Source organism: Nocardia sp. GP40 (genome assembly GCF_050434125.1).
Taxonomy (GTDB): Bacteria; Actinomycetota; Actinomycetes; order Mycobacteriales; family Mycobacteriaceae; genus Nocardia; species Nocardia albiluteola.
Map to the genome: position 1 here is coordinate 436,303 of NZ_JBNPVW010000006.1, position 16,158 is coordinate 452,460.

The window sequence follows — 16,158 nt, forward strand, 5'->3', positions numbered from 1 at the left end:
TGGCAGTTCGACCCGACCGGTTCGCGATACAACCCGAACGAAACCGCTCTCACGCCTACCACTGTCGGTTCGTTGAAACTCGAGTGGGCGTTCGCCTTCCCGGGCGCCGTCGCCGCATCCAGTCAGCCCGCAGTAGTAGGCGGTGTCCTCTACGTCGGCGGGCGCGACGGAAAGCTGTACGCTCTCGACGCCAAGACCGGTCAGTCCAAGTGGTCGTTCGACGCCCACACGACTCTTGGGAACCTTCCCGCGTACGGGTTGCGCGACGGGATTGCGGTCGTGAACGGCATCGTCTACTTCGGTGACAACTCGGCCAACCTGTGGGCACTCGACGCAGCGACGGGCGCCAAGCGCTGGAGCGCCAAACTCGACCAGCACCCATGGGCGATCATCACCAGTTCGCCGGTGGTGTACAACGGCACGGTCTACGTGGGCACCTCGAGTCAGGAGGAGGGTCAGGCGGCCAACCCCACCTACCAGTGCTGCTCGTTTCGAGGCAGCATGGTGGCGCTCGATGCCGCGACCGGCGGTATCAAATGGCAGCACTACACGATTCCGCCGCCACAGCCGACCGGTGGCACGCCGGCATTGGCGCCCAGCGGTGGGGCGGTCTGGTCCTCACCCACCATCGACCCAGCGAGCAACACGCTGTACTACACCTCCGGAAATCCCTACACCGGCACGCCCGACGGAGCGGAAGCGATCGCCGCGCTGGACCTGGGGAGCGGGGCGGTCCGTTGGAACCATCAGATGACCCCGAACGACACGTGGAACGTCCGCTGCTTGACGCCACCGGCCGGAGGGAACTGCCCGAATCCCGGTCACGACTACGACTTCGGCACTCAGCCGAACATTTTCACCATCAACGGCCGCAGAGTCGTCGGCGCGGGTCAGAAGAGCGGCATCTACCATCTGCTCGATGCCACGAACGGCGCGATCATCTGGCAATCCCAGCTGTCGTCTCCATCCACCCCCCTGCCGGTGCAGGGCGCCGAGTCGCTGCAAGGTATCCAATGGGGCGCAGCCTACGACGGCAAACGCCTGTACATGGCCACTTACCAGGCCGGCCCGGGCAACCTGTTCGCCCTGAACCCAGCCGACGGCACACGCGTCTGGAGCACCCCGAACCCACCCACCCTGTGCCCGCCCGGCATCAAGCTGGTCGACCAGCAGTGTCAGGCCATGCCGAATGCAGTATCCGCGACGCCCGGTCTGGTCTATGAAGGCAGTGTGGACGGCCATCTACGAGTCTTCTCGGCCGACACCGGCGCGATCCTCAAGGACCTCAACACGTTGGGCGCCCACACGACCGTGAACCTGGTGCCAGGCACCGGCGGCTCGCTCAACGGCAACGGCGCGGTCATCTCGAACGGCATGCTCTACACAAACTCCGGCTACCTGCACCCGATCACCCAAGGCGCACCGGGCAACGTCCTACTGGCCTACGGCCTGCCCTGATCGCGCGTGCCTACCGGTTTGATTCGTAGCGTCGGCCCTTCGGCCGTCAGGCGGTTCGGATTGATTAGCGTTGAGACCACAGAACGGCAAAGTCGCAGGTCAACGGCCTGCGGCTTTATTGCATATGTGTAGTTATCCGAACCGTTTCCGTGCCGCAACCTGCACAGCCTGGGCCGAGCGACCTGTCACGGCTGTACATGCTCATATTTGCGCACTGGCTACGCCCGGAACAAGCGCTAAGGTTATCGTGAGCGCTCAGACTTGCCGCGATCTCCAGATGGGATTGCGGCATAACCGGATGGCATCAGATGACGAATCCGTCAACATAACTGTTAGCGATAATTTAACAAAAACCTATCCCTGAAGTCAGATGGAACAATGCCGCCGCGAATATTTAAGGCTACAGTGTCCAGAATTCCCTCGGCCGAAGCATGATAACAATCCAGACTCTCGATCCAGTCCCGAAAGGCGTCAGTATCCACAGCCCGGATCGCCATGATCCCGGGATCTCGATCACCCCAACATCCCCATGTACCCGAGCTTCCAGCAATCGCAATAACATTCGATAGATCAATGATCAGTGAAAACGCTTCATTACCTGGCACAGACTCGCCGTATGCCGCATCAACATCGTTAGCCGACGCGGTTATATCCATCGACAAGGACGGATACACCCCACAGTCAGCGGGAATATTGACACTACCCAGTCCTGGGTCAACGACAAGGTAATCGACCTGTTTATCGCCATGCATCTCCGCCAGCCTTCGAAGCGAGCCCCAGAAGCCCGGTGCGATCCCGACCTCGTATTCAACGAAGACGGTCCTAGATGCTTCACTCTTCCAAAAGACAGCATCCGGACTGCACCGTTATGAGAGCTGCGTCGCAATGGAGACGCGAAGACAACCGCCAACCATGGCCCCATGGGGAAAGGTTCCGACATGACCAGCATGTCCATCAGAACCCGATCGGCACCGCTTCGGACGATCCCCCGAAGGGGTCACCGGTAAATCGTCCCCGCACAAACTTCGACTCATCACCATCACGTGGAGGCGGCTTCAGAAATGTAATTCCCAGCAGTGGAAGGTCGGCCTGATGGTATCAGCGCATAGACTCTTCGAATATGACGGTGGCAATGGATGTTTCGTGGCGGAATTGGCTTCAGGAAAATCTCGCACGGGGTTGTTCTGTCGAATCGGCAGTCGAATCGATGATCAGGGGCGGTTTCGACAAGGATGTGGCCTCGGCGGCGGTGCGCACTGCGCTGGCGGGAGAGGTCCCAGGCTCCTCGCCCTACGAGTACGACAGGTGTCCCGTTTCGCCGGATCGAATTATTCACGCGCACGACCACGAGATCTACTCCGTGTTGCGGGTGGAGCGGCCGCAGCTGATTCTGTTCGGCAATGTTCTCTCCGCCGAGGAATGCGATCAGGTGATCGAGCTGTCCGAAGGTAAATTGCAACGGTCCACAATCGTCGACCCCGAAACCGGGCGTGCGGAGACAATTAGGAATCGCTCCAGCGCAGGCACATATTTCAAGTTGTCCGAGAACCCATTGATCGACCGACTCGATCGGCGGATCTCCACCCTGATGAACTGGCCATTGGAAAATGGTGAGGGACTGCAAATTCTGCGGTACGGGGTCGGGGGCGAGTACCGTCCCCATTTCGACTACTTTCCGCCGGACCAACCCGGGCACGCCGCTCATACCGCTCGCGGCGGACAGCGCACGGCGACACTCGTGGTATATCTCAATGACGTCGAACGCGGCGGTGAAACTGTCTTTCCCGAGGCAGACATTTCGATTTCCCCGCGCAAAGGCCATGCCGTCTACTTCCGATACTTCAATAACCTCGGACAGCTCGACCCGATCACAAAGCACGCCGGAGCGCCGGTCCTCGCCGGCGAAAAATGGATCATGACCAAGTGGATGCGCCGCTACCCCTACTCTGGTTGAGATGCGGCTCGCCATGACACCGGCCGAGTGGGTGGCGTTCGTCCTGCATGATGTCTTCCGTGGTTGTTCCCGATGCAGCCTCCCGGCCCACGCGCGCTCACTGCAACAGGGGGCGCACGTAGGGAGTGCGTAACTGAGATGTCACCCCGGCCAGGCGTGACACCTCATCGCGTCGCAGCCCCGGCACGCGGCGACCTTCGTCGAAGGTCGGCAGCCCGACATCGGCCGGTTGCAGCTGTGCGCGCCGCGCCTGCAAGAACATTCCCAGCTGCGGCTTCGGCTTCATACATCCGAGTATGGGGCTGATCTCCGCCCGTGAGTTCGGGCGCGTCGGCGCCCGAGTCGTGTCAGGGGTACGCAATACGGAGAAAGGCCGCCGTGCGCTCGCCGGCATGGCCGGAGACTTCGAGGTGCGACACCTGGACGTGTCCGACCTGGCGTCCGTGCGCCAGTTCGCGCGGGAGTGGACCGGCGATCTGGACGTCCTCGTGAACAATGCCGGGGTCATGGATATCCCGGCAGCGCGGACCGTCGACGGCTTCGACCTCCAGACGGCGACGAACTACACTGGACCGTTCGTCTTGACCAACCTCCTCCTGCCGCAGGTGACCGGGCGCGTGGTCGGTGTGGCGAGCGAACTGCACCGCCGATCGAAGCTGTCCGTCGACGACTTCGACTGGCGGACGCGGGATTACCGCCCGATGGACGCATACTGCGACAGCAAGCTCGCTCTGGTGCTGTTCTCCCTGGAACTACAGCGGCGGCTGACCGCATCGGGCAGTCCCGTGAAGTCGGTGCTGGCCCACCCCGGCATCGCGACAACCTCGCTGGCCGCACACTCCGCGGCCAACGCCGTCAACCGGCTGCGATTCCTCCTCAATGACCCCGAACGCGGCGCCCTGCCCATCCTTTACGCCGCCACCCAGGACGTACCCGGCAACGCGTATGTCGGACCTGACGGGTTCGCCAGCATCAAGGGCTACCCCACCGTTCGCAAACCGAGCAGGGCCGGCTTGAACGAGTCCACCGCTGCGGCCTTGTGGCGGGCGACCGCCGCGCTGACAACAGTCGGCTGAATTCCGTTTCAGGGGCGGAGGCTCCTGTGCCTATACCCAGCAATGAGCTCCTGGACCTGATCGCTGCCAAGTTGACGCTCCCGGCCGGACCTGGGGCGATCGGCAGGCGGTGGAACGGGTGTGGTGGGGTCCGGCAGCTTCCGCCGTAGCACCTCCAGGGCTTCTACCTGGTGTTTCGTGTTCGAGTAAGCTCCCCCAAGGTCCACAAGTTGGCACGAATAGTGCTGTTGATCAGGGGTTTTATTATCTTTCAGCCATGAGACCGGCTTCGGCCATGTGTCGCATACCGCCTGGTCAGGGCCTGTTTCTTGTTCTAGTTAGCACCCCAAGGTGTGCTCTGTTCCGGCTCGGTCCGGATCGACAGCAAAGTGCTTCCCGACTCGCGCCAAGGACCAACCGAGACGGTAGAGGCGGATCGCCTCCTCGGTCTGGTCGAGGGACAAGCCGCGCCGACGCATCGGCACGTCGTGCCGATGCAGGATCGCGCTGACGGTACGACGGTCGACACCGAGACGGTCGCCCAGTTCGTAAGCTGTTGCGCCAGTAGGTCTGTCCTGGTATCGGGATAGCGCATACCCCAGCCGAAATCAGCGCAGACTCCGTTCTCGCTGGAGCAGCAGCCACGTTGGAACACTCGCTCTTCGGCATTATGGTGCGTCGCGGGTGTCCCGGCTGCGGAGGTGCTGGCTGAGGAAGTGTGCGGCGCGGTCCAAGGCTTGGTCGGCTTCATCGAGTACGCCGGTGAAGGATTGGAACACGTGGGGTACGCCGGCGGTGATGTCGAGGATGACGTCCACGTCGGCTGCGCGTGCGCGGGCGGCCAGGCGGGTGGAGTCGTCGAGGATCATTTCGTTGGCGCCTGCCTGCAGGAGCATCGGCGGGAAGCCGCTGAGATCGGCGAGGACCGCCGGGCTGAGCAGCGGCTGGCGGGGGTCCTGCCCGGCGAGGTACATGGCGCCGGTGTGTTCGAGGCTCTCGCGGGTGAACACCGGGTCGACGCCGGCTTTGGTGTCCATGCTTTCGCCGGTGCGAGTCATGTCGAGGCCCGGGGAAAACGCCACGATCGCGGCCGGCAGAGGCAGACCCGCCTCGCGGGCCGCGAGACACGTGGTGACGGTCAGGCCACCGCCGGCGGAATCGCCGGCGAACGCGATGGCCGAGGGATCCTCGCCGCTGTCGAGCAGGGCACGGTAGGCGTTGAGGGTGTCCTCGATCGCGGCAGGGAAGGGGTGTTCGGGCGCCAGCCGGTAGTCCACCGAGAAGGCACGAAATCCGGTGCGGGTCACCAGATTCGCGGTCAGTGACATCGCCGTCTGCGGCGAGCCGAACACGAAGCCACCGCCGTGGAAGTACAGGATCGTCCCGGGGCGCGGGGGTGTGGCCGGTTCGACGAGTACCGCGGGCCGGGCGCCGAGTGTCGTGGTTCGGGTGCGTATCTCGGTCGGCACGTTCATCTGGGACATCAGCACTCGGAATCCGGCGCGAATCTCCTCGACCGATCGGTCTCCGGCGGGCTGTGGCTGACGTAGCAGTGCGTCGATCTTCGCGCGTTGCTCGCTGCTCATATGAAACCTTCCTGGGAACTATCTTCCTCTACACTATATGCCATGGAATATACATGGGCGGGAGCTGCCGTCAACCTGCCGAGCTTGTTCTCCGACCTCGTCCGGTGCGAGACGCGGCTGTACAACGCGCTCACCGATCGCCTTCGCGAGCAGCATGGGATCGTCACCTCGCAGTTCGAATCCCTGCGCTTCCTGCGTGATCACCCGGGGGCCCGGGTGGCCGATCTCGCGAGCGAGTTCGCCGTGGGCGTCGGGGCGATGAGCAAAGGTGTCGACCGTTTGGAGAAGCAAGGATGGGTGGCGCGGCAAGCGAATCCGGCGGACCGCCGGTCGTCATTGCTGGCGCTGACGGATGACGGTGGGCGTCTGGTCGAGGCAGCGGAACAAACCTTCACCCAGCAGCTGACCGAGCTGCTCGGCAACAGTGTCTCGGACTCTTCGCTATCGGTTGTCGCGCAGGTCTTTTCGCAGTTACGTGTCGCGCTCGAGCGCGACCGGATCGGCCTGCCCGCAGGCTGACCAGCACAGTCATCAACCTGCGCTCGACAGCCGGTTCCGTCGGGCCTGCCTGCTGATCCGAGCCACAGCGGAGGCAACGCTGCGTCGGCGTGATGCCCACAGCTGTGATGTTCTGTATTCGACTGTGCCGCTGTTTATCTCGGCGCGTAGACCGCTCGCCCTTCGGCACAGCGGAGTGGGCAGGTCAAGATGTCACCCATCCGTGCAGCAGACCCTTCCTCGACTGCCCACCTGGCGCCGGCGACTGCCACGACCTGTTCGCGGGTGATGGTGGCGGGGTGGAAGCACAGGTAGTAGGCGATATCGGTGGGGTCGTCGAGGCTTCGACGGGCCAGCAGGCGCCGGGCGAGGCGCACGTGACGATTCATCAATGGTCCCTTTCTTATCCACACGAAAGCGTGCGGATCACTGCGTGAAAGCGACCTCGGGCGTCCGCGCGATGAGCAAGCGGCGAACAGCGCCCGCAGCGTTCAGCTGTGCGGTCGCATTGAAGGATGCTTCGAAGGCACCGGCTCGGGTGGTGCGACCGACAACCAGCTCGTACTCGCCGATCACCGCACCGACATCGATGTGGTGGGTCAGCGTGCTCTTCTCGCGCTGTGCCAGGTAGGCGACCAAGCCGTCGCGATCGCCGACGAATTCGGCGCTCTGCCCAGCGCCCTTGGAGAACTGCACGGACATCGCGAAATCTTCGGCGATCATGCCGAGCACACGATCCGGGTCGTCGGAATCCATATAGGTGAACCAGCGAGTGAGAACCGGAACCGTCGTCGTCATCGCCGCGCCTCCGCACCCGAGGACTGCACTGGCAGCAGTGCGAAATCCGCGCTGAACGAGACCTGATAGCGGTCGATAAGGCCGTCGGTGTCGATATGCATCGCGGCGACGAACCAGCCGGTGGTCACGGACCCGTTCTCGGTAACCGCGCCGTGAGCGAACTGCATATCGCCCTCGGCGGCGACGCGCAGCAGCACGTGCCTGCGGTCCACCGTCGGCCTGCCGCTCAGATAGGCGAACATCGCCTCCCGGCCGCGGTCGCGGTTCACGCCTGCGGGCAGGACCATCGCGAACTCGACGTCCTCGGCCAGCAGAGCAGTCGCCTCCCGCAACCTGCCGCTGTCGACCGTCGCGTAGTAATTCTCGATTACGTAAGTCATGAAGTGAATTTAGTTCAAATGATCGTTGCTTGTCGAGATGCCTCGGACGTTGGGCCGAAGCCCGTCGTCGCGGCCGGGCACCGGCGTTGCGAGGTTCCAGCACATCGCCTGCATGCCCGCAGTTGATGCACGAGTGCACCCGACGCAGCTCCAAGCCCGTCGAGCCAGTGCGGAACATGTGCGTTGCTCAGCACCGAAACTGGCGGTGCGTGGCCGCGGTGTTGGCGGCCGCCAGGCCGAAGACCAGTGCGGGCGCGATACCGCCGGTGTACGCATGGTGGTAGAGACCACCGATATCGGATCCCGCCGCATACAATCCGTCCACGATGCCACCGGCTGCGGCGAGCACCCGGCCCTGCTCGTCGATGCGGATCCCGTGGAACGGAAAGGTCAGCGCCGGACGGGTTTCGATCACGTAATAAGGTCCCCGGTCCAGTGGTGCCGAGTCGTGCAGGCGTGCGGGTTGCACTGCCACGCCGGCCGCGTTCGCGGCGCGGATCTCGGCCGCGATCGACGCACCGTCGTAACCCCACTCCGGCGGCAGGTAGGCGAAGTCCTCCAGGCTCTCGGCCATTCCACACCGGCCGCCGCGGCGTTGGGCGAGGTCGAACTTGTCGACCGCGATGGCGCCCTCGACGTAGCTGCCGAGAACCCAATCGCGATACACACGTTCGTCGGCGACGAGTAGTCCGCGAGACTCCGGCTGGTCGAGCAGTCGCATCGCGGTGAGGTGATCGCCCATCGTCTCATCGGTGAATCGGCGATTGTCGAGGTTGAACAGCAAGGCGTGCTCGCTGTAGTACAGCGACAGTGCGACGAAATCGCCGGAGTCGCGGAACGGAACGTCGGCCGGAACGAGGTGGCCGTAGAACCCGGACCGGGGTTCACCGGTTGCGGCGCCGACGGCTTCGGCCAGTCGCAAGCCGATCCCGGAGCTGGCGGGGTTCGAACGCAGCTGCATCACGTCCGCGTTCGGATGGATGTGCTCGCAGGCCAGTCCGGGATCGGCCTGGAACCCGCCGGTGGCGAGAATCGTTGTGGCGGAGTCGATTTCGAGCTCGGTTCCGTCCGGCAGGCGCAGGTGCGCGCCGGTGACGACTCCGTTGCGGCCGAGCAGTGCCAGGGTTTCGGTCTCGGTGAACAGTTCACCGTCGGCGGTGACCCGCCGTCGGCATTCGTCGATGTACTGGTTGGTGTCGAACTGGTGGCCGATGCCGTAACGCAGAATCGGCACGGCGTCGGCGCATTCGACACCGACTGAACGAATCCAGGCGATCGCGTCGGCGAACCCGTCCACGAGCGCCCCGCGCAGGGCCGGGTCACCGTCGGGGTTCACCTCGTCCATCACCTCATGCGTCGGCGCGGTCCACGCGTATCCGGCGTACCGCGCCGACCCGCCGACGGCCGCCGCCTTCTCGACCACCACGACCGAGCTGCCCCGGTCCAGTGACCGGGCCGCTGCCGTGAGCCCGGCCATGCCGGCGCCGATGACGAGTACGTCGGTCCGAATTACCTGCATTGTTGCTCCCTGAACGAAACCGCTGCCACGCAGCTCTCGGTATGACACATCTGATGTAGGCCGTGGGTCGGAGTCGAGCGTCAGACGGTAAACCGCCCGCCATTGCTGAGCAGCACCGCGCCGACGACGTTCGCCGCCCCCACGGAGGCGAGGTACAAGATGTTGTCGGCCAATTCCTCGGCGGTCGCATAGCCGCGGGTGGGACCGTTGTTCATCGCTGCCCGCAGATGCGCCGGTGTGCGCGCGGCCATCCCGGTGTCGACCGGGCCAGGCGCTACGGTGTTGACCCGAATTCCCAGGGGTGCAACCTCTTTCGCGACCGCCTGACTCAGCGCGTGCACACCGGCCTTCGACGCGGAATAGTGCGGATATCCGATCAGGGTGTCGAACGCCGAGGAAGATCCCACGGTGACGATCGCCCCGCCACCGGCTCCCCGCATGACCCGGACCGCCTCACGCAGCACGAAGAAGGTGCCGTCGAGATTGATCGCCATCACCCGACGCCAGTCGGCATCGTCCAACCGGGTCAGCACGTCCACGGGCTCGTTGCGCTCGGCGGCCTCGTATATCCACTGCTTGCTCTTGGGATCGTCGACGCCAGCCGCATGCACGACCACATCCACCCGGCCCTGCTCGGCGACGGCCGTATCGAACATCTCCCGCACCCGGGCCGAGTCGGAGACGTCGAGCCCGACCGGAAGACCGACGCCGATCGCGGCCGCATTCCGTGCGGCGGCATCGGCATTGATGTCGCACAAGTACACCGCCGCGGTGCCACGCTGGGCGAGCAGACGCGCGGTCGCCGCGCCGATCCCCGATCCCGCGCCGGTCACCACGGCGACCTTTCCCTCGAACTGATCCGCGGTCATCGTCTCTCTCTCGCCATTCGCACTGTTGCCCGGCCCGTTCAGCGGAAGATCGACTCCCAGTCGTTGCGGAACTTCTCGGCGCCGGCGCCGACGGTGACCTCGAGATTCTGCGCGGGCACATCCTGGGCGACCGCCAGTGCGCCGTCGATGCCGGGCAGCGCGGCCCCGTAGCCTGGCGAGGTCGCCTGTTGACCAGCCTTGGTGACCATGAAGTCGGCCACGACCTGGGCCGCGTTCGGGTGCGGCGCGGTGCCCAGGGCGAGTCCGTACCACTTCGCACCCCACGCGTACTTGCCCGCATTCCAACCGACCGGGGCACCGGCCGCGCGCTCGGGCAGCATCGGATTGCACATCAGTGCGGCGGTGATCTCACCCGAGGCCATGGCCTGGCTCAGCGGCTGGGTGCTCGGGTAGATGCGCGGCTTGTTCGCGGCCAGCTTCTGGAGGAAATCGCGTCCGCCGTAATGCTTTTCGATGAAATCGTAGTAGTCGATGTAGGTCGGGGAGGTGGCCGGGGCGACGATGCCGACCTTGCCGCGCAGCGCGGGATCGAGCAGATCCTGGGCGGAGTCGATGCCCTTGGGATACAGGTTGGTGTTCCAGCCGAAAATCTCCGATACCGCGGTGGGTCTTCTGCTCCGCACCGATCCGGGGCAGCAGTTCGGAGTCGATTCCACGCACCACCGTCAATTCGATATCGGCGTAGGCGGATTCGAACGCCTTCTTCAGGTTGTCGAGAACCGCCTGAGCCTCGGTGGAGTACAGCGTCACCGAACCCTCTTGTTCGCCGCCGCCACGATGTCGGCCCAGGAGCCCGAGACCGGCTGGGAGATCTTGGCGGAACTTCCGCAGCCTGCCAGGGCGAGCGCGACTGCCGCCATTACGACGGCAGTTCGGAATATCTTGTGCATCTTGCTCTTTCGCTTCATGCGGCCGTGTTCGAGCGCCGACTCGAGGGAGTCGTCCGAGCGACGGCGCATCCCCCGGTGGTGGCGTGCGCGACGTGGCATCGCTGCATCGCCCGCGGCCCGACCGCAGAGCGCTCGGTATCTGGTCGTGAAGACACTCGAAACCCGAACACTCCGGGCCGTTTGCAGGTTTACTTGGCCGGGGCCGGGGCCGGGGCCGGGGCGGGTGCGGGTTCGTTGATGGTGGTGAAATACTGCACCGCGGCCATGATCGTGAGCGGTGCGGTCACCAACAGCTGACCGACGACGGTGCCCAGCGCTCCGACGGCCACGATGCCGCCGAGGCAGCCGATCGCGGCGGCGGGGATGAACGGGCCGAACATGCCGACGATGGTCGCGGCGGCGACGGTGGCGCCGGCGATGCCGCCGAGCACGCAGCCGATTGCCGCGCCGCTCAGGCCACCCACCATGGTTCCGACGGTCGCGCCGGTGGTGATCGTGCTGGCCATCCGATTCCACGCAGCCTGTTCGCGGTCGTACGGGGTCTTCCAGGGCGCCGAGTCCTCATAGGGCAGGGCGACGGGCCGGTAGGTGGCGTGCGCGAGGTCGAAGTGGGGAGTGAGCGTCGCGGTGTGGCCGCTGATCTTCGCGGCGATGGGGAAGACGAAATCGTCCACCCGGAACGACAGGTTGGATCCGGCGAGCACGGTTCCGTTGGGGCTCTTGATCGTGAATACGCCGTTGTCGGCGTTCAGGGTTCCCGCGTCGGTGGTGATGACGGTGCCCGTCGGTGTGGCGGTCGTCTTGTAGTGGATCGCGTTCGGCGCCGGAGCGGCCTGCGCGGTTCCCGCGATACTGACGGCTCCGGCGACCAGCGCGCACGTAGCAGCGATTTTCCTCATCGGTATTTCCTCTCATCGGACTCCTCGGCTTCACCGCCGGGGAGGTGTAGTCCGGCGTGGGACGCCGGGGGTCGACGGTCGGCGGACCGGCCGGACCTGTACAGGGGAGTCAGGGGGTGGCTCGCTCGCCCGGTGGCACCGAATTCGATTCGGGCAGACCGGGTTCGAAAGGTCCGACGGGGTTGCTACCGCCGGAAGGATGCCTCCGCCGCGCGTGCGCGATGGCGTAGGGGGCGTCGAGCGCTCGACGGAAGCCCATCGCGTCCTGGGACTTTCACGTCATGCCCCGGTGAACGCGTACGGGCTCGAGGTGATCGTTTCAGCGGCGGCGTATCCCTCGGCGATGGCGTGCGCGACGCGACGCGGCACGGCCGCGTCGCCGATCACCTGAATGCGGGCGTGCGGCAACTCCTGCACGAACGGCTGCCAGTCTCGGGCGACCCGCTCGCCGACTGCGATAAATCGGTCGCAGCTCAGCTGAGAAGTGCTGCCGGACAGAATGTTTCGGTAGATCACTATGGTCTGCGCGGCGGCATCCAGCGCGGGGCTCACCTCGACAGGCGTGGCCTCGACAACGAAGGTCACCGGGTGGCCCGCCAGCCGCTTGCGCAGCTGGACTCGGCTCTCCGCGGGAATCGACGACGCGAACGCAGGCCCGGGAACGAGCACCGTGACCTCGGCCGCGTCGGCCGCCAGCGCCGACTCGACCGCGCCGACGGCCGCCCAGTACCCGAAGCCGTCGTCGGCGACCATCACCCGGCTGCCCGGCCCGATCCTGTCCCGGTCCAGGATGACCTCGGTGGCCGAGAACGCACCCTCCCTCGACATCTCCGTCGCCCCGGTGGCGATGATGATCTCGCCGAAGCCGTCCAGATCCGCCGGCCGCGCGGAGTGCTCGAGCTTCAGCGTCGCAGCGCCGATGTTGTCCTGATAGAACCGGAGCAATCGGGCCCACCCGTCCCGATGGGGCGCCTGCGAGGCGGTCCGCAGCTGCCCGCCGATGTGGGCACCGGCCTCGAACAACGTGACATCGTGCGTCGGCGCCAGTCGCAGAGTGGCCTCCAGCCCGGCGGGTCCGGCGCCGATGATCGCCACACGATTGCCGGGCCCGGGTCGTCGGCCGAGCCGCAGCGGCATCGCCGGACGGTCGCCCGAGCCGCCGGGGCCCAGGTCGGGATTGACCGAACACAGCAGCGCCGGAGTGAAAGTGCGGCAGTCCTCGTTGCAGGAGACGCATGGGCGGATCGTGGCATCGTCACCGCGGAGCAGCTTCTCGGCGATCTGCGGATCGGCAATGAACGGACGCGCCATGCCCACGAGATCGGCGCCGTCGTCCAACGCCGATTCGATGTCGCTGCGGGACCGAAACGCCTGCGAGACCAGCAGCGGCCGCGTCGTCGCGGCCCGCAAGCGGGCCCCGTGCGTCAGCAGCGGCGGCACGTCGGTGGCCATGTCCCGGACGTAGGTGGTGCGAACGCCCGCCGTCACATTGATGTAGTCGAACATCTCCAGCTGCGGCAGCAGCTCGCACAGCCCGTCGATGTCCAGGCCGGCCTCTTCGGCGCCGTCGATCGAAACCCGAACGCCGAGAACGAGATCCGCGCAGGCGTCGGTGATCGCCGCGTGCAACCGGTGCAGTATGCGGACCCGGCCGGCGATCGTGCCCGCATCGGCGCGGCGGTTGGACGCCGCGGACAGGAACTGCGCGAGCAGATAGCCGTGCGCGGCATGCAGTTCCACCGCGGCGAAGCCCGCTTCGGCGGCGTGCCGTGCGCTCACCACGAAATCATCGACGACCCGGTCGATATCGGCCTCGGTCATCGTGCGGGCACGCACCGGTTCCCGTGGGGACCGGATGGCCGACGGGCCGATCGGATGCCCCCAGATCTCCGCTCCCAGCGTCTCGCGCCCGAGATGCACCAGCTGACAGACCGGTATCGCACCCTCCTGGGCGATTGCCGCGGCGCGCCTGCGCAGCCCGGAGACGGCTTCGGGCCGCCACGCCTCGGTGGTGTTGCCGACCCGGTTGGTCGATTCCGGGCTCACCACCGTTCCGCCCGCGATCACCATCGCCGCGCCGCCGGCCGCGCAGCGACGCCAGTACTCGTCGTCTCCCGACTGCGCCAGACCACCTGCGACGGCGCCGGACCCGTGCGCGGTGGCTACCAGGCGGTTGGCCAGGCGCAATGCGCCGATCCGTAGCGGAGCCGACAGTGTGGCCATGAGATCCTCCTTGAACTGGATTCAATTCACATTATTGACACAGAGTGATTGACACCACAAGGCCCTCTGGCTTAGTTTCTCAAACTGACATCAGTTCAGTTAGGTGGATTCGGTGACCTTTCAGCAAACGCATCGCATCATCAGAACCCTGTCGAAGGCTGTGGCCATCGGCGCGGTCTTCGCCGCCGTCGCGGGCCTGAGCGCCTGCGGTGGGGCTTCCGGGACGACGAAGCCGGTATCAGGGAGCTGGTCGGACGTAGTCACAGCCGCAGAGCACGAGGGCAAGGTGGTGCTCTATTCCAGCCAGAAGCCGGCCAATCTGGACGCCCTGAAACGGGCGTTCGAGGCGAAGTATCCGCAGATCCACATGGAGTACGTGCGCGGAACCGATGCGGATATCAATCCGCGGGTGGAGACCGAGAACAAGACCGGCAAAGGCATAGCAGATGTGCATATGTTGACCGACATGGCCTGGGCGCAGACCGCCGCGCAGTCCGGCACCTATTCGTCCGACCTCGTAGGTCCCGACCTGCACGCCGCCGAGTACCGGCCGGAAGTCAGCCTGCTGCACAACCGCTTCGCGCTCACCAGCGCAGCGGTCTTCTCCCTCGGCTGGAACACCGCGGCCGTCCCGGGCGGACTGAAGGACCCGCGCGACATTCTCGATCCGAAGTACCGGGGCAAGATCGGCATCACCAACCCCACCGGTATCGCCGCGTACGTCGATATGTATCAGTATTACGAGAAGACCTACGGCGCGGACTACTGGAAGCGGCTCGCCGAGCTCGCGCCCCGGGTGTATCCGAGCGCCCTCGGCATCGCGCAGGCACTCACGTCCGGTGAAATCTCCGTCACCCCTTCTGTGCAACCGCTGACCACCGAGGTGGCCGCGGGCGCGCCGGTGAATTGGGTTCTACCGCAGTCGCCGTTCGGAACACCGTGGTACAGCCACGTCACGAAGGTGGCGCCGCATCCGAACGCCGCGCAGGTACTGGCCGATTTCATGGTCACCCACGACGGACAGGCCGCGCTCAATTCCGGCTACGCCGCGGTCTTGCCGGATATTCGCGGCGCGGTCGCCCGAGCCCAGGACCTCCCCACGCCGAATACGGCGAACCTGACGCCGGACAAAGTGTCGCAGTATTCCCAGGTTTGGTCGAAGCGCTTCCAGGGCTGATCGCCGACGCAACCTCCCAACCACTCCCCCATTGACGAAGGACAGCAGATGGACGAGACAGCCGAGCCGCTACGCGGCGTCAATGTGCTGGTGACCGGGGCATCCGGTGGAATCGGCGGCGCAACCGCGGAACTGTTCGCCGGACGTGGCGCGACGGTCTACCTCACCGATGTCCACGATGCCGCAGGGCGCGAACGAGCCCGCCGACTCGGGCCCGGCGCGCACTATCGCAAACTCGATGTGACCGCCGAATCCGATTGGCAGGCAGTCGTTTCCGAGATGGAATGGGCGGACCACCCGCTCCAGGTGCTGGTCAACTGCGCCGGCTCTGCGCTGAAGGCCCCGCTCGAGCACACCACACTGCAGCAGTTCCGCACGATCCTCGATCAGCATCTGGTCGGCACCTTCCTGGCCTTGCGGACCGCCGCGTCGGCCATGTGCGACGGCGGCGCGGTGGTCACCATCTCGTCGCTGCGCGGCGTGCTGGCCACAGCCGAGCTGGGCGCCTACGGCGCCGCCAAGTTCGGCGTCCGTGCGCTGACGAAGGTCGCGGCCCTGGAGCTGGCGGGCCGTGGTATCCGGGTCAATTCGGTGTGCCCCGGCAGCATCGAAACCGATATCACCGCGGGTCCGGGTTTCGAATCCGACGACGTCCAGGCCTATGTGCGCAGCATCCCGATGCAGCGCCGGGGTTCGGCCGAGGAGGTGGCCAAGGTGATCGCGTTCCTGGCCAGTGTCGACAGCGCCTATATCACCGGCGTGGACCTGCTCGTCGACGGCGGTACCGGCGCGGGCGTGCACACCCCCAAGCGACAGCCGCAGGAGGTATGA

Annotated in this window: 17 protein-coding genes; 6 read left to right on the plus strand and 11 right to left on the minus strand. The window is 65.5% G+C overall.

Annotation, left to right across the window (positions count from 1 at the left end; translation table 11 throughout):
• The first annotated feature begins 72 nt into the window (after positions 1-72).
• The gene (locus ABH933_RS21100) at positions 73-1,458 is read left to right on the plus strand and encodes a PQQ-binding-like beta-propeller repeat protein (RefSeq protein ID WP_429425798.1); all 1,386 of its coding nucleotides are present in this window, start codon (positions 73-75) and stop codon (positions 1,456-1,458) included.
• 332 nt (positions 1,459-1,790) lie between these two features.
• On the opposite strand, the gene ABH933_RS21105 is transcribed toward ABH933_RS21100, so the two are convergent.
• Positions 1,791-2,210: a hypothetical protein gene (locus ABH933_RS21105; RefSeq protein WP_429425796.1), complete on the minus strand. Its 420-nt coding sequence runs from the start codon at positions 2,208-2,210 to the stop codon at positions 1,791-1,793.
• Positions 2,211-2,578: 368 nt separating this feature from the next.
• Between ABH933_RS21105 and ABH933_RS21110 the strand changes: the two genes are divergently transcribed.
• Entirely contained in the window at positions 2,579-3,412 is an 834-nt protein-coding gene (locus tag ABH933_RS21110) for a 2OG-Fe(II) oxygenase (protein WP_429425795.1), read from the plus strand.
• A gap of 97 nt (positions 3,413-3,509) precedes the next feature.
• Here the strand turns inward: ABH933_RS21110 and ABH933_RS21115 are convergent, their stop codons facing one another.
• On the minus strand, positions 3,510-3,698 hold the full coding sequence (locus ABH933_RS21115) for a hypothetical protein (protein ID WP_429425793.1): 189 nt from the start codon (positions 3,696-3,698) through the stop codon (positions 3,510-3,512).
• A 10-nt stretch (positions 3,699-3,708) separates the two neighbouring features.
• Between ABH933_RS21115 and ABH933_RS21120 the strand changes: the two genes are divergently transcribed.
• Complete coding sequence (locus ABH933_RS21120) at positions 3,709-4,488, plus strand: SDR family NAD(P)-dependent oxidoreductase (protein WP_429425791.1); 780 nt, start codon at positions 3,709-3,711, stop codon at positions 4,486-4,488.
• A gap of 647 nt (positions 4,489-5,135) precedes the next feature.
• On the opposite strand, the gene ABH933_RS21125 is transcribed toward ABH933_RS21120, so the two are convergent.
• Positions 5,136-6,053, minus strand: a complete 918-nt coding sequence (locus tag ABH933_RS21125; RefSeq protein WP_429425789.1) for an alpha/beta hydrolase — start codon at positions 6,051-6,053, stop codon at positions 5,136-5,138.
• An 84-nt stretch (positions 6,054-6,137) separates the two neighbouring features.
• Between ABH933_RS21125 and ABH933_RS21130 the strand changes: the two genes are divergently transcribed.
• Positions 6,138-6,572, plus strand: a complete 435-nt coding sequence (locus ABH933_RS21130; RefSeq protein WP_429425788.1) for a MarR family winged helix-turn-helix transcriptional regulator — start codon at positions 6,138-6,140, stop codon at positions 6,570-6,572.
• A gap of 134 nt (positions 6,573-6,706) precedes the next feature.
• On the opposite strand, the gene ABH933_RS21135 is transcribed toward ABH933_RS21130, so the two are convergent.
• The 8 genes from ABH933_RS21135 to ABH933_RS21170 all read right to left on the minus strand — a co-directional run bounded on the left by ABH933_RS21135 (position 6,707) and on the right by ABH933_RS21170 (position 14,150).
• Positions 6,707-6,940: a hypothetical protein gene (locus ABH933_RS21135; protein WP_429425786.1), complete on the minus strand. Its 234-nt coding sequence runs from the start codon at positions 6,938-6,940 to the stop codon at positions 6,707-6,709.
• Between the two features lie 37 nt (positions 6,941-6,977).
• Positions 6,978-7,349, minus strand: coding sequence for a hypothetical protein (locus ABH933_RS21140; RefSeq protein WP_429425784.1), 372 nt, complete (start codon positions 7,347-7,349; stop codon positions 6,978-6,980).
• Positions 7,346-7,729, minus strand: a complete 384-nt coding sequence (locus ABH933_RS21145; RefSeq protein ID WP_429425783.1) for a nuclear transport factor 2 family protein — start codon at positions 7,727-7,729, stop codon at positions 7,346-7,348. The genes ABH933_RS21140 and ABH933_RS21145 overlap by 4 nt, the downstream gene beginning before the upstream one ends.
• 187 nt (positions 7,730-7,916) lie before the next feature.
• Positions 7,917-9,248 carry an FAD-binding protein gene (locus ABH933_RS21150; protein WP_429425781.1) on the minus strand — a complete coding sequence of 444 codons (1,332 nt, stop codon included), beginning with the start codon at positions 9,246-9,248 and terminating at the stop codon, positions 7,917-7,919.
• Between the two features lie 80 nt (positions 9,249-9,328).
• A complete protein-coding gene (locus tag ABH933_RS21155) occupies positions 9,329-10,117 on the minus strand; it encodes an SDR family NAD(P)-dependent oxidoreductase (RefSeq protein WP_429425779.1) in 789 nt (262 codons plus the stop codon).
• A 38-nt stretch (positions 10,118-10,155) separates the two neighbouring features.
• The gene (locus ABH933_RS21160) at positions 10,156-10,761 is read right to left on the minus strand and encodes an ABC transporter substrate-binding protein (RefSeq protein ID WP_429425777.1); all 606 of its coding nucleotides are present in this window, start codon (positions 10,759-10,761) and stop codon (positions 10,156-10,158) included.
• Positions 10,762-11,216: 455 nt separating this feature from the next.
• Complete coding sequence (locus ABH933_RS21165; protein ID WP_429425775.1) at positions 11,217-11,927, minus strand: hypothetical protein; 711 nt, start codon at positions 11,925-11,927, stop codon at positions 11,217-11,219.
• A 279-nt stretch (positions 11,928-12,206) separates the two neighbouring features.
• The gene (locus ABH933_RS21170) at positions 12,207-14,150 is read right to left on the minus strand and encodes an FAD-dependent oxidoreductase (protein ID WP_429425773.1); all 1,944 of its coding nucleotides are present in this window, start codon (positions 14,148-14,150) and stop codon (positions 12,207-12,209) included.
• 112 nt (positions 14,151-14,262) lie between these two features.
• On the opposite strand from ABH933_RS21170, the gene ABH933_RS21175 reads away from it, so the two are divergent.
• Together ABH933_RS21175 and ABH933_RS21180 are read left to right on the plus strand one after the other, a co-directional pair.
• Positions 14,263-15,327, plus strand: coding sequence for a substrate-binding domain-containing protein (locus tag ABH933_RS21175; RefSeq protein WP_429425771.1), 1,065 nt, complete (start codon positions 14,263-14,265; stop codon positions 15,325-15,327).
• A gap of 48 nt (positions 15,328-15,375) precedes the next feature.
• Complete coding sequence (locus ABH933_RS21180) at positions 15,376-16,158, plus strand: SDR family NAD(P)-dependent oxidoreductase (protein WP_429425769.1); 783 nt, start codon at positions 15,376-15,378, stop codon at positions 16,156-16,158.